This is a genomic window from Streptomyces graminilatus (assembly GCF_001418565.1).
GTDB classification, from domain to species: Bacteria; Actinomycetota; Actinomycetes; order Streptomycetales; family Streptomycetaceae; genus Streptomyces; species Streptomyces graminilatus.
Genome location: NZ_LIQQ01000498.1, coordinates 1 through 12,884, shown reverse-complemented (window position 1 = coordinate 12,884; position 12,884 = coordinate 1). Strand labels below are relative to the sequence as shown.

At 70.1% G+C, this 12,884-nt stretch carries 11 protein-coding genes and 1 tRNA gene; 4 read left to right on the top strand and 8 right to left on the bottom strand.

Annotated elements, in window-relative coordinates:
* The 3 genes from AOK08_RS34190 to AOK08_RS34180 all read right to left on the bottom strand — a co-directional run.
* On the bottom strand, positions 1-464 hold a 464-nt coding region (locus AOK08_RS34190; RefSeq protein ID WP_157876909.1), incomplete at its 3' end, for a GntR family transcriptional regulator.
* A gap of 88 nt (positions 465-552) precedes the next feature.
* Entirely contained in the window at positions 553-2,031 is a 1,479-nt protein-coding gene (locus AOK08_RS34185; protein ID WP_055533243.1) for an aminopeptidase P family protein, read from the bottom strand.
* Positions 2,032-2,119: 88 nt separating this feature from the next.
* Positions 2,120-3,544, bottom strand: a complete 1,425-nt coding sequence (locus AOK08_RS34180; RefSeq protein WP_079054435.1) for a PP2C family protein-serine/threonine phosphatase — start codon at positions 3,542-3,544, stop codon at positions 2,120-2,122.
* Between the two features lie 612 nt (positions 3,545-4,156).
* Between AOK08_RS34180 and AOK08_RS34175 the strand changes: the two genes are divergently transcribed.
* Together AOK08_RS34175 and AOK08_RS34170 are read left to right on the top strand one after the other, a co-directional pair.
* A complete protein-coding gene (locus AOK08_RS34175; protein WP_055533239.1) occupies positions 4,157-4,831 on the top strand; it encodes a bifunctional DNA primase/polymerase in 675 nt (224 codons plus the stop codon).
* Positions 4,832-4,887: 56 nt separating this feature from the next.
* Positions 4,888-5,544 carry a hypothetical protein gene (locus tag AOK08_RS34170; protein ID WP_055533236.1) on the top strand — a complete coding sequence of 219 codons (657 nt, stop codon included), beginning with the start codon at positions 4,888-4,890 and terminating at the stop codon, positions 5,542-5,544.
* Between the two features lie 232 nt (positions 5,545-5,776).
* Here the strand turns inward: AOK08_RS34170 and AOK08_RS34165 are convergent, their stop codons facing one another.
* The 3 genes from AOK08_RS34165 to AOK08_RS34155 all read right to left on the bottom strand — a co-directional run bounded on the left by AOK08_RS34165 (position 5,777) and on the right by AOK08_RS34155 (position 8,786).
* Positions 5,777-6,742: a DUF5926 family protein gene (locus tag AOK08_RS34165; RefSeq protein ID WP_055533234.1), complete on the bottom strand. Its 966-nt coding sequence runs from the start codon at positions 6,740-6,742 to the stop codon at positions 5,777-5,779.
* Positions 6,743-7,116: 374 nt separating this feature from the next.
* On the bottom strand, positions 7,117-7,755 hold the full coding sequence (locus AOK08_RS34160) for an ATP-binding protein (protein ID WP_107101121.1): 639 nt from the start codon (positions 7,753-7,755) through the stop codon (positions 7,117-7,119).
* 221 nt (positions 7,756-7,976) lie between these two features.
* Positions 7,977-8,786 (bottom strand): glycerophosphodiester phosphodiesterase, encoded by an 810-nt coding sequence (locus AOK08_RS34155; protein WP_055533230.1) that lies wholly within the window; start codon positions 8,784-8,786, stop codon positions 7,977-7,979.
* A gap of 287 nt (positions 8,787-9,073) precedes the next feature.
* On the opposite strand from AOK08_RS34155, the gene AOK08_RS34150 reads away from it, so the two are divergent.
* Both AOK08_RS34150 and AOK08_RS34145 read left to right on the top strand, forming a co-directional pair.
* Positions 9,074-10,564 (top strand): S1C family serine protease, encoded by a 1,491-nt coding sequence (locus tag AOK08_RS34150; RefSeq protein ID WP_055533229.1) that lies wholly within the window; start codon positions 9,074-9,076, stop codon positions 10,562-10,564.
* 64 nt (positions 10,565-10,628) lie between these two features.
* A tRNA-Ser gene (locus AOK08_RS34145) sits at positions 10,629-10,715 on the top strand.
* 142 nt (positions 10,716-10,857) lie between these two features.
* Here the strand turns inward: AOK08_RS34145 and AOK08_RS34140 are convergent.
* Complete coding sequence (locus AOK08_RS34140) at positions 10,858-12,267, bottom strand: tyrosine-type recombinase/integrase (RefSeq protein ID WP_055533227.1); 1,410 nt, start codon at positions 12,265-12,267, stop codon at positions 10,858-10,860.
* Positions 12,268-12,328: 61 nt separating this feature from the next.
* Positions 12,329-12,520 carry a helix-turn-helix transcriptional regulator gene (locus AOK08_RS34135; protein ID WP_107101120.1) on the bottom strand — a complete coding sequence of 64 codons (192 nt, stop codon included), beginning with the start codon at positions 12,518-12,520 and terminating at the stop codon, positions 12,329-12,331.
* Positions 12,521-12,884: the final 364 nt, after the last annotated feature.

Sequence of the window (12,884 nt, the reverse complement as noted above, 5' to 3'; positions counted from 1 at the left end):
CCTCGGGCGCGCCCGAGGTAGTCCGACAGCGCCGTCCGCAGCTCGGTCCGCCCGCGCGGATCGCCGTAGTCGTACGCCAGGGAGGGCGCCGAGGCGACGGCCCGGCGCAGCGCCCGCGACCAGGCGTCCGCCGGGAACGTCCCGACGTCCGGACTCCCGGGCCGCAGATCGAACCGGGGCACACGCGCGCGTGCGTGTGCCTCCGGCGGTTCGGCGTCCAAGACGGGCAGCGGGGCAACCTGCGTGCCCGCCCCCTGCCGAGCGGTCAGATACCCCTCGGCGACCAACTGGTCGTAGGCCGCCTTCACGGTCCCCCGCGAAACCCCGAGCTGCTCGGCAAGCCGCCGAGTGGCGGGCAGCGGGGCCCCGGGCGCGAGCCGCCCGTCCCGAACGGCATCCCGAAGGGCCCGCTCAAGCCCCGCACGGCGCCCGTCGGAAAGGTCGGCTTCCAGATAGAGGTCCACACCAACCCCCTAGGGGCGCGGGGCTGTGTTGAATTTGCGGCTACCGCCGCGTGGGCGCGACCAGCCACGACTCACCCGCAGTCGAAACTCAACCCGTAAGCCGCGCCATCCACGCCTCGACTTCATCGGAGCGACGAGGAAGCCCAGCGGAAAGGTTCCGGTTCCCGTCCTCCGTAACCAGGATGTCGTCCTCGATCCGAACCCCGATCCCCCGATACTCCACAGGCACGGTCAGATCATCGGCCTGGAAGTACAGCCCGGGCTCAACGGTAAGCACCATGCCAGGCTCCAGAACCCCATCCACATACGACTCGACGCGCGCAGCCGCACAGTCGTGAACGTCCATGCCGAGCATGTGCCCGGTGCCGTGCAGCGTCCACCGCCGCTGCAACCCCAGCTCCAGCACCCGCTCCACGGGTCCCTCGACAAGTCCCCACTCCACGATCCGCTCGGCCAGCACCCGCTGCGCCGCGTCGTGGAAGTCCCGGTACTTGCCACCGGGCTGGACCGCGGCGATCCCGGCCTCCTGGGCGTCGTACACCGCGTCGTAGATCTTCTTCTGGATCTCGGTGTACGTGCCGTTGATCGGCAGCGTCCGCGTGACGTCGGCCGTGTAGTACGTGTGCGTCTCGACGCCCGCGTCCAGCAGCAGCAGTTCACCGGAGCGCACGGCCCCGTCGTTGCGCACCCAGTGCAGCGTGGTGGCGTGCGGACCGGCCGCGCAGATGGAGCCGTAGCCGACGTCGTTGCCCTCGACCCGCGCGCGGAGGAAGAACGTCCCTTCGATGTACCGCTCGCTGGTCGCCTCGGCCTTGTCGAGGACGCGGACCACGTCCTCGAACCCGCGCACCGTCGAGTCGACGGCCTTCTGCAGCTCGCCGATCTCGAACTCGTCCTTGACCAGTCGCGCCTCGGAGAGGAAGACCCGCAGTTCCTCGTCGCGCTCGGCGGTGACCTTGTCGGTGAGCGCCGCCTCGATACCGGCGTCGTACCCGCGTACGACCCGCACCGGACCGGTCGCCTCGCGCAACGCATCCGCCAGCTCACGGACGTCCGAGGCCGGAATGCCGTACACCTGTTCGGCCTCGGTGAGCGAGTGCCTGCGGCCGACCCACAGCTCACCGTGGCCCGAGAGCCAGAACTCACCGTTCTCGCGGTCGGAGCGCGGAAGGAGATGGATCGTCGCCTTGTGACCGTCGGCGACCGGCTCCAGGACGAGGACGCCGTCCTCCGTCTGGTTGCCGGTCAGATAGGCGTACTCGACCGAGGCACGGAAGGGGTACTCCGTGTCGTTCGAACGGGTCTTCAGACCGCCCGAGGGGATCACCAGCCGCTCGCCAGGGAAGCGCGCGGAGAGCGCGGCACGGCGGGCGGCGGTGTGACCGGCCTGCGCGACGGGCTCCAGATCAGTCAGCTCGGTGTCGGCCCAGCCGGACTTCATGTTCTCGGCAAGCTCGTCGGAGACGCCCGGGTACAGGCCGTTCTTCCGCGGCTTGATCGGCTCTTCGGGCTCGGGCTCGGTCTCGGTCTCCGGGGTCACCGGAATGAGCTCGTCCGCCACGGTCATCCTCCTCGATACGGCACTGGACCCCGTCCATCGTACGGTCGTACGGAACGGGGCCCAGGGGCGCGAAGCGCGAAGAAGGACCGGCCGGTCACTCGAACCGCGCCGACAGCAGTACGACGTCCTCCTGACCGTCCGACGCGTCCAGCTCGTCCGGCAGCATGCTCCGCAGGACGTGGTCCGCGATCGCGCCCGGATCGTCCCGGAGCTGCCTCGGCACGCCCGCCGCCGCCGCGTGCAGCCGGGAGAAGGCCCGGTCCACGGGGTCGCCGGTACGGTGCAGCAGCCCGTCGGTGTAGAGCAGAACCGTCTCTCCGGGTTCGGTACGGAACTCCACGCTGGGCGCCTCCCAGCAGGCGAGCATCCCGAGCGGCGCCGACACGGTGGTCTCCACGAACTCCGTGCGCCGCTCGCCGATCACCAGGGGCGGACAGTGCCCGGCACCGGCCAGCGTGACCTTGCGCAGCGCGGGCTCGCAGTAGGCGAACAGGGCGGTGGCGCAGCGGGCGGGCTCGGTGAGCCGCAGCAGCAGCTCCAGGTCGGAGAGGACCGCCACCGGGTCCTCGCCCTCCATCACGGCGTACGCGCGCAGGGAGGCCCGCAGGCGGCCCATGGCGGCGATCGCGCTGGGCCCGGAGCCGGTCACCGCGCCCACGGCCAGGCCCAGGGCCGCGTCCGGGAGCGGCAGCGCGTCGTACCAGTCGCCGCCGCCGCGCGGGCCGGTGCGGTGCCGGGCGGCGAGCTGGACGCCGGCCGTCCGGGGCAGCCGGGCGGGCAGCAGCTCCTCGGAGATCGTGCGCACGCACGCGCGCGTGCGCTCCACCTCGACCAGCCGCGCCAGGTGCTCGGCCGCGAACCGCGTGTACAGGCCGGCGAGGTGCCGCTGCCGCTCGACCGGCTCCGCGGGTTCGTCGTACAGCCAGACGGCCGCGCCCAGGCGGTCCGCGGACTCGGTGGTCAGGGGGAGCGCGTAGCTCGCCGCGTAGCCGAGGCGGGCGGCCACCTCACGGTGGCGGGGGTCGAGACCGTCCTCGGCGAGGAGGTCCGGGTGTGTGATCTCGCTCTCACGGCCGGGCTGATCGGCGGCGGTGTCGAGAAACCGCCCGTACGGCATCGCGCCGCGCGGGATCGTCTCGATGTGCCCGAGGTCGGCGCGGGCCAGCCCGAGGCCGATGGTGGTGTCGGGACCCAGACCGTCACCGGGTTCCAGGACGACGAGACCGCGCCGGGCGCCCACGAGGGCGGCTCCGGCGCTCAGCAGCTCCTGGAGCGCTTCGGCGAGTACCGACGTGCGCGCCAGCCGTTCGGTGAGCTCGTGCAGCGTTGTGAGGTCGGACACCCAGCCGGCGAGGCGGTCCTGAAGGAGGATGCCGGGGCCGTTCGGGCAGGCCGGGGCGGGTGTGTCCGCCGGGGTGTCCGTGGTGTCAGGGGTTACGGGCGCGGGCGCGACAGTCTGTGCGGGCGAGGGGACCGTGGCATCGATTCCAGCCACTTTCGGGAGGTGAGGGGCGTTCATGGCGTCCGGCCTTTCGACCGGTGCTTATTGCTCAATAGCATCGCAAACCCCCATGTGATTCTGCGCCGCTAGCAGTGTCTCCACATGTACACGCACTCGTGAGGGGATGTCCAGCATTGTCCTGCCGGTATTCCTGGTGTCCATGAGTTCGCCGGGGTCCCCTTGCGGAAAAGCAAAGTTGGCCTAAAACTGACTCGGGTAGCGGGTTATTGAGGTCGACTGGCCTGGTTCGACGGAGCGTCACAGCGGTCTCGATGGGTACGTTCTCGGTGAAGACCAGGGGTGGTTGTGGAACCGCCCGGAACCTGGCGACGGACCCGGGCGTCCTATCCACCGACGACCGTGCCCCATCCTCCCTTGGCGGAGGCGGAGAGAACACGCGGGACGGCAAAACGCCAGACTCCGCCACCCCGCGCCATGCCCATGCTTTTGAAAATCGCAGTATGGACGCGGACGTAGCCAACGCTCGGCGCTCGGCGCACAACAAGGGGGCTGCCCCTTGCCTCCCACCGGTTGGGATGCGCCAGAAGATACGCACAGTGAAGTGATCTGCACATGGTGTGATGTGGCCCACGGTGTTGCCAGGCGTGCAACGGAAAGGAACGAGCGCTCATGCGCGAGATCCTCGGAAGGCTCGGAAGGCGACGCAGGCTCCTGTCCCGGCGTGACGGCGGGAAGCCTGAGATGCTCGGCGCGGCGCTGACGTTCGCGACGGAATGGCAGTGGCCCGTACTCCCGGGCGTGGCACCGGATCCACAGGGGCGCGCCCGCTGCGGCTGCCCGGATCCGGAGTGCACGGTCCCCGGCGCTCACCCGTTCGACCCCGGTCTGCTCGCGGCCACCACCGACGAGCGCATGGTGCGCTGGTGGTGGACGAACCGGCCGACGGCTCCCGTCATCCTCGCCACCGGCGGCGAGGCTCCGTGCGCGGTGAGCCTGCCGGCCCCGGCCGCGGCCCGCGCCCTCAAGGCGCTGGACCGCAAGGGCATGCGCCTGGGTCCGGTCGTCGCGGCGCCCACCCGCTGGTCGCTGCTCGTGAAGCCGTACACGATGGAACAGCTGGGCGAACTGCTGTACGCGAAGGACTTCGTCCCCGGCTCCCTCCGCTTCCACAGCGAGGGCGGCTACATCGCACTGCCCCCGTCCGAGACGGGCCAGGGCGGGATCCGCTGGGAGCGCGCACCGCTGCCCGGCTCGGCCTCCCCCTGGGTACCCGATGTCGAGGCCGTGGTGGACGCCGTGGTCGAGGCCCTCACTCGTACGGGTGTGAGCGCGCCCGAGTTGTAGGGGTGTCGGGCGCGCGGGCAGCCGGGCGCCCGTCCCCTGTCGTTATCTTCACCTCCATGAACCTCCGTCTGCTCGCGCTCTCGGGCATCGTGGCGCTCACGGTCGCGCTGCCGCTGGCCGTGGCCTCCGCGGGGCCCGTGGGCGACGCGGACCGCGCCGCCCTCCTTTCCCTGACACCGCAGGACAGCCCCCGGGAGGGCCCCGGCGACGGCAAGGCGCGAGAGGCCGCCGACGCCCCCGCCGACTCCATGGATTCCACCGGTCCCACCGATCCGACGGATTCCACTGATCCCACCGGCTCCCCGCTGCTGCTGGGCCTGGGGCTCGCCACGGCCGCCCGCTGCGGTCCCGAACTCACCTCCCCCGACGGCATCGAGGCGCAGACCTGTGTCCTCTCGCAGGGGGAGGAGACCTGGGCGCGCACCTACTACCGCAACGCGACCGGCCACGCGCTCACGTCCGTACTGAGCCTCATGGGGCCCGGTGCCCGCACCGTGCAACTGCGGTGCGCGGTGGGCGCGGAGGACGAGCCGGGGGTGTGCGAGACGCCCAGGGAGCGCACGGCGGGCGAGCCGGCGGCTTACACAGCGGTCGCGGAGTTCGCGGCTGCGGGGAATTCGGCGGGAAATTCGACCGGGGAAGAGACGGCGGCCGGACAAGGTCCGCTGCTGCTGCGCTCGGGGAGCAACTCCGGGGCACCCGAGGGGAGTTGACGCGCGGGGCGGTTTCGTAAAGAACGCCGTGCACAACGCGTGGGAAATCCGGGCAGAGAAAGACCCGGTTGCTGGCGACGGGGGATGCACCAGCAACCGGGCTACCGCAACGCTAACAAGAGATCGGCGGTTCGCAAATTCGATCTCGGCTATTCGGACACCGATTCCGCTGTTCTCAGGGGGAGTTGTGACCGGAGTCACCCCCCGCGAAGCGGACGGATCCGACTGTGCGTCAGCTGAGTGTGACCTGCCGGTTGGTGAGGCCGCCGCGGGCGCGGCGCTCCTCCGGGGTGAGCGGGGTGTCGGCGGCCAGCGCGGTGGCGAGACGGTCGGCGAACTCGGCGGCGGGCTTCTCGACGTCGTCCGCGGTGACGCCGGTCGGCAGGTCCCACACCGGGACGGTGAGGCCGTGCGCCCGGAAGGATCCCACCAGGCGGGTGCCCTCGCCCAGGCTGGACTGCCCGGCCGCGTGCAACCGCGCGAGGGCGTCGAGCAACTGCTCCTCGCCGTGCGGCATCACCCAGCGCAGGTGGTTCTTGTCCGGGGTCTCGCACCAGTACGCGGCGTCGACGCCCGTCAGCTTCACGGTCGGGATGGCCGCGTCGTTCGCCCGCTCCAGGGACGCGGTGACGTCCGCGGTGGCGTTCTCCGCGTCCGGAACCCAGAACTCGAAGCCCGTGTGCACAACTGGCTCGAAGGCGCCCTCGGGGTCGAGCAGGTCCTGCAGCCGCGGGCCCTCGGCCGGGGCGCGGCGGCCCTGGACGGGCGTACCGGGTTCCGCGGTGAGCGCTCGCTGGAGGGTGTCGGCGAGGTCGCGGCTGATGTCGCCGGACGCCGTGTCGTTCTGCAGACCGAGCAGCACCGAGCCGTCGTCGCGGCGCAGCGCGGGCCAGGCCATCGGCAGGACCGTCGCGAGCGTGACCGAGGGAACGCCCTCGGGCAGGCCGTCCTTCAGGGTCAGCTCGACGGTGGCGGCGGGGACCAGCTCGCGCAGGGCCACCCAGTCGCCCTCGCCGGCCAGGCCCTCGAAGGGCCTGTGCACCAGTTCGGTCACCGCGTGCGCGGCGGCCCGGCCGTGGCAGGCCTTGTACCGCCGGCCGCTGTTGCAGGGGCAGGGTTCGCGGGCGCCGACAACCGGGATCTCCCGGTCGGACGGCTGAGGCCGCGAGGCCTTCGTCTGGGGTCGCTTCTTGGCCATCGTGGGTGTCTCCCGGTTACGGCTCGTCTCGTACTGGCGCGAGCCTAGCCGCTCGTACGACGGCCGACGGGACCCTGTGGACAACGAACCGTATGCCGTGGGCCGGACCTGTGGACAACGGACCGTACGCCGACGGAGGACCTGTGGACACGGACCGTACGCCGACGGAGGACCTGTGGACCCGGACCGTACGCCGGCGTCCGGGCCCGGGGACATGTCCGGCCGCCGGAGTACGCCGTCGGAACATGGGGTCAGGGCATGGGGGTCAGTCCATGGGATCAGCCCATTGGGTCAGCCCATTGGGTCAGCCCATTGGGTCAGCCCATTGGGTCAGCCCATGTGCTCAGCCCATGTGTTCAGTCCATGCCGCCCGTTCAGTCCATGTCGTCGAACGCGTCCGCGAAGTCCAGCTCGGGTATCGCGGACATCGAGCGGGCCGTGATGCGGGTGGCGAAGTCGGTGCGCCGGTGGCCGGCGTCCCGGTCGTGGACGTCGTCGTTGACGACGACCCAGACCGTGACCTCGCCGTAGGTGTCGTCGCGGACGCCCCAGTCGTCGGCCAGCGCCGTGATGATGTTCAGCCCGCGACCGCCGTGCGCCGTCACCGAGGGGGTCGCCGGAACCGGGCGGGTCGGACCGCCGCCGTCCGTCACCTCGACGATGAGTCTGCCGCCGCCGTCCACGCGCCAGGCGGCCCGGACGTCGCCGTCGCCGGCCAGGGCCTCGCCCAGTGGCCGACCGTGTCTGCATGCGTTGCTCAAGAGCTCGGACAGGATCAGTACCGCGTCGTCGATGACCGATTCCGGCACACCGCCCACACGCAACTGATCGCGCATCCGATGTCTTGCTTTCCCCACGCCCGCAGGGCCATGGGGAACGGCCATGCTCGACGACGTGGGCACCTCCTGTGCCACCACCAACGCCACCCCCGAGACCTCCTTTGCCCCACGCCACGGTGTGAATGCCCCATTGGCCTGTACCGGAAACCGCCGCTTCCGCCTTCGGTGACGCACTCGTGATGATCGAACACGTATCGAACGCGCCGGTGCACTCCCTGTAACCGGGTGGCTGGATTTCGACGATATGGCCGAAGGTGGAGGTTTGCGCACCGGAGGCCGCCAGGTCAAGAGTCCCGGCGGCAACCGGCGGTCGGAGTCCGGTCGGAGTCGGGTAAGAGCCCGCCCGCGACCGGGATTTCCGGGGTTTTTGGAGTTTGTCGTGGGAGCGCGGCCGGTCAGCGGCCCAGTTGCCGCAGGACCGGACCCGGGCGGTTGGTGATGATGGCGTCGATGCCGAGGCCGACACAGAGGTCGACGTCCTCGGGCTCGTTCACGGTCCAGACGTGCACCTGGTGTCCGGCGCGTTTCAGCCGCTCGATGTACGCCGGGTGACTGCGCACGATCCGGATCGAGGGGCCGGCGATCCGGACCCCGGCGGGCAGCCGGCCGTCGCGCAGCCGCGGCGAGAGGAACTGGTTCAGATAGACCGTCGGCAGCGTCGGCGACTGGGCCCGGACCCGGTGCAGCGAGCGCGCCGAGAAGCTCATGACCCGTACCCGTGAATCGTCCGGGGACTCCGGGGCGTCCAGCCCGAACCGCTTGAGCAGGAACAGGAGCCGCTCCTCGACCTGGCCGGCCCAGCGCGTGGGGTGCTTGGTCTCGATGGCCAGCTCCACCGGCCTCCCGGCGTCGGCGACGAGTTCGAGCAGCCGCTCCAGGGTGAGTACGGAGGTGTCCTCGCGGTCCTCCGGGCGGTGCTCCCAGTCGGGGGCCTCGTCGCGGTTGCGCCAGGAACCGAAGTCCAGGGCGGCGAGATCGGCGAGCTCCAGGGCGGAGACCGCGCCGCGGCCGTTGGACGTACGGTTGACGCGCCGGTCGTGGACGCAGACGAGATGGCCGTCCGCGGTCAGCCGGATGTCGCACTCCAGGGCGTCGGCGCCGGCTTCGATCGCCTTCTTGTAGGCGGCCAGTGTGTGCTCGGGTGCCTCCTCCGAGGCTCCTCTGTGGGCGACGACCTGGATCGGGTGCTGTCGTGCGTGGGTCACGGCGTCATGGTGCCACCGTCGGATGGCGGTTGTGGTGCGGTGGGCATCCCGCGCGCGTAACAGCTACACATGCTTATGTGAATTGTCGGATATAAAGAAAGACCCCGGACCCACAGGCACCGCTTATGGTGCCCTGACGGCCCGTGGGAAAAGCTGACGGCATACAAAAGGACACGCACAGCTGAATCACGCACCGACCGCGGCCGTACGAACAGGTACGCGCACGTGTCATCGGATGTGACCGAGTGCGACCGAGAAGGACAGCCGTGGATCGAGGAGACAGAGCTGTGAGCACCGAGAACGAGGGCACTGCGGTACCCCCGGCCCCGTCCGCACCTCCCGTGCCGGTGGAATCTCCTGCTGCCTCCCCGCAGGCCACCGCGCCCGAGGCCCCGACGACTCCGTTCCCGCCGGTGCCCCCGGGCGCACCGGAGCCGGCACCGGCGTACGCGGGCCAGGCACCGGCGTACGCGTCGGCGGGAGCGCCGGAGGCGGGACGACCGGGTGCCGGGCCGGGCCCCGAGGCGGGCGCCTGGCCGCCGCCCCAGCCGCCGGCGACACCGGCGTACATGTACGGCGCAGGCGCAGGCGCGGGCGGCGCAGGCACAGGTACCCCCTGGGGCGCCGCGTACGACCAGCAGCCGAAGCCGAAGTCCGGGCGCGGCGGGCTGTTCGCCGCGGTGCTGGTGGCCGCGCTGGTCGCGGGCGGCCTGGGCGGCGGCGTCGGCTACACCCTCGCCAAGGACCACGACGACTCCACCACGTCGACGACGGTCTCCGCCGCGCAGCAGGCCGGCGGCGACCTGAAGCGGGACGCGAGCACGGTCGCGGGCGTCGCCGCCAGGGCCCTGCCGAGCACGGTCACCATCGAGGCCGAGAGCACCAGCGGCGAGGGCGGTACGGGCACGGGCTTCGTCTTCGACACCCAGGGCCACATCGTCACCAACAACCACGTCGTCGCGGACGCGGTCGACGGCGGCAAGCTGACGGCCACCTTCCCCAACGGCAAGAAGTACGACGCCGAGATCGTCGGCCACGCGCAGGGCTACGACGTGGCGGTCATCAAGCTCAAGAACGCCCCGTCGGACCTCCAGCCGCTCACCCTCGGTGACTCCGACAGGGTGGCCGTGGGCGACTCGACGATCGCGATCGGCGCCCCCTTCGGCCTGTCCAACACGGTGACCACGGGCATCATCAGCGCCAAGAACCGCCCGGTGGCCTCCAGCGACGGCAGCGCCAGCAGCAAGGCCTCCTACATGAGCGCCCTGCAGACGGACGCGTCGATCAACCCGGGCAACTCCGGTGGCCCGCTGCTCGACGCGGCGGGGAATGTCATCGGCATCAACTCGGCGATCCAGTCCTCCAACAGCGGGGGCCTGGGCACCGGCCAGTCCGGCTCGATCGGCCTGGGCTTCGCCATCCCGATCAACCAGGCCAAGTACGTCGCGCAGCAACTGATCAAGACGGGCAAGCCGGTCTACGCGAGGATCGGCGCGTCGGTCGGCACCGGGCCCGACAGCACGGGCGGCGCGCAGATCAGCGACAAGAGCACGCAGACCCCGGAGCCCGTCGAGGCGGGTGGTCCGGCGGCCGCGGCGGGCCTGAAGCCCGGTGACGTCATCACCAGGCTCGACGACCACGTGATCGACAGCGGCCCGACCCTGATCGGCGAGATCTGGACCCACAAGCCCGGCGACAAGGTCCAGCTCACCTACGAACGCGACGGCAAGTCAAAGACGGTCGAACTGACCCTGGGCTCCCGAGTGGGCGACAACTGACCCACACGCGCGCGTGGGGACCCGTTACTCTTGTTCCGCGCCGAGCCGATCAAGCCCGGCGCGGGGAAGCGTGCCCGAGCGGCCTAAGGGAACGGTCTTGAAAACCGTCGTGGCAGCGATGTCACCGTGAGTTCGAATCTCACCGCTTCCGCGCAGGTCATATGCGTTGCAGGTCAGAAGGGGTGCCACCCTCCGATGTGGCACCCCTTCTGTGTTCACCCTGTCTCACCCTGTCTCGCCTGTGTCCCACCTTTGACCAGTGCGTACGGGCCATATGCGGGCCAGGAACCGGGCTACTCGTCGTCGGCCAGACCCTTGGCGATCAGTTGGTTTGAGCGGCCCTGATCGCCCTTGAGGATCTTGGCGTAGAAGCGGTAGAGCACCGCGATGCTGTGTCCTGCCCGCGCCGCGACCTCTGCGGGGTCCACCCCCGATTTGATCCACAGCGAGACACCGGCGTGCCGCAGCGAGTACGGCACGTCGGCGAGCGGCGACTCCGCCTCCTGCTCGGTGAGCGCCTTGACCCGGGCGGCGCTCCACAGATCGCAGTACTCGGTGGACCGCACGCGACTGCCTCTCGCCGCTCGGAAGAGTCGACCGTCCGGCGCGGTGCCGTACGTGGCGATGTGGTCACGGAGCATCTTCACCAGGGCCGGCGGGATCGGCACGGATCGCGTCGCCTTGCGGGCCCGACGCTTGAGCCCCCTCGACTCGTACGACAGTCCGTCATCCGTCCAGCCGCCGCCAACTTCGGGGCGACTCTCCCCGAACAGCAACTCTCCCCACTGGTCGGCGGTTTCCTCGGTGTCCGGGGGCAATGTGCAATTCGAGCGCTTCAACGACGCGATCTCCCCGGGGCGCATCGCGGCGTAGTACAGGCACCCGAAGAACGCTGCCATGTGCTCGCCACGGGGTCCGGCGGTACGTACGGCGTCGATCAGCGCGCGAGCCTGCGCGGGCCCGGGGACGTACCGGAAGTCGATCTCGTCGTCGGTCTCGGGGGGCGACCAGTCCACGCGTTGGAGGGGGTTGGTGGACAGGAGTCCCTTCTCCTCCACGGTGTACCTCAGGAAGTTGCTCAGGACCATGAGCTTGCGCCGCAGGGTGTTCTCAGCCGCCTTGCGGCCGTCCATACGCCGTGAGAGTGCGTCCAGGGCGGGACGGAGCAACTCCGGGTTCTCCAGGGCGTTCACCTTCATGGAGTGCTCGGAGAGCCACGACAGAGCGGCGCGGATGTCCTCCGGGGGTTCCTCGGCGACATGGCGAGCGATCAGCTCACCATCAGCGCCCGGTACCGCGCGGAACGTCCACTGGTAGAGGGCCGCCCGCAACGTCTTGGCCTTCGGAGCACCCCGGTTCGTCGTGACGAGAGCGGGGACCACGACGGCGAGCGATTCGGCGATGCCGGCCCGATGCTTGGCGGCGGCGCGCGGCCATTTCATGAGCGCGTACACGGTTGCGTGCTCGTACCAGGTGGGCGAGTTGAGGGCTGCCAACTCACGTGCCGGCAGACCGGTTTCCTGGTCGAACTGGTCGCGTTCCCGCAGCGCGGTCATGAGTTCGGAGAGGCGGCCTTCGGCCTGCGTCTTGAGCTTGAAGCTCTTTGAGTGGGAGCGACCACCGACAAACCACCGCACCTCAAAGGGCTTCGGGCGTCCGGATCGCTTGCGGATGGACCAGAAATCTACGTCGTACGTGAGCATGCGACTCCCACGGAGAAGGGCCCGCCGTTCGGCGGGCCCTTGGCTGATGTGCGGGGTTGGGTCAGGCTGCGGTGCGGTCTCCGCATTTCTCCCACCAGGCGTCCAGGTCTGTGCGCTTGACGCGGAGTTGGCCGTTGGGGAGCGTGTGGGTGCGGGGGGCTTGGCCACGGGCGCGCATGCGGTAGAACGCCGCGCGGCTCATCTTGATCTCTTTGAGGACTTCAGCGAGCTTGAGCTTTTCGGGGCGGGCCACGGTGGGGACTCCTTCTCACGTCCTGTGGGAACCGGGAATCCGCTGACAGAACTGACAGAACCTCGCCGCTAGGCCTCTGACCTGCGGTTTCGGCGGGTTCGTGATCTTTGACAGAACCGAATTAAAACCTGACAGAACCTCGGTGGGCGCGGTTCTGTCACAGAACCTGCAACCCGTGGGTGGGAGGTTCTGTCGAGTTTTAACTCGGTTCTGTCGAAACCGTGATCATGGTCATTCGTGCAGGTCAGCGGCTTGCTCGGGGGGTTCTGGCAGTTCTGTCAGCGCTCAGCGGGTTGTGTCAGATGCCCCGGGCGATGCGGGGGTGGGTCTCGTAGCGCGGGGACGGTGGCCGGCCACCGCGTCC

What these genes read in the sequence shown, in the direction of transcription:
- AOK08_RS34180 (WP_079054435.1), bottom strand. Translation starts at nt 3,544, where the DNA reads ATGAACGCCCCTCACCTCCCGAAAGTGGCTGGAATCGATGCCACGGTC.
- AOK08_RS34185 (WP_055533243.1), bottom strand. Translation starts at nt 2,031, where the DNA reads ATGACCGTGGCGGACGAGCTCATTCCGGTGACCCCGGAGACCGAGACC.
- AOK08_RS34140 (WP_055533227.1), bottom strand. Translation starts at nt 12,267, where the DNA reads ATGCTCACGTACGACGTAGATTTCTGGTCCATCCGCAAGCGATCCGGA.
- AOK08_RS34165 (WP_055533234.1), bottom strand. Translation starts at nt 6,742, where the DNA reads ATGGCCAAGAAGCGACCCCAGACGAAGGCCTCGCGGCCTCAGCCGTCC.
- AOK08_RS34175 (WP_055533239.1), top strand. Translation starts at nt 4,157, where the DNA reads ATGCGCGAGATCCTCGGAAGGCTCGGAAGGCGACGCAGGCTCCTGTCC.
- AOK08_RS34170 (WP_055533236.1), top strand. Translation starts at nt 4,888, where the DNA reads ATGAACCTCCGTCTGCTCGCGCTCTCGGGCATCGTGGCGCTCACGGTC.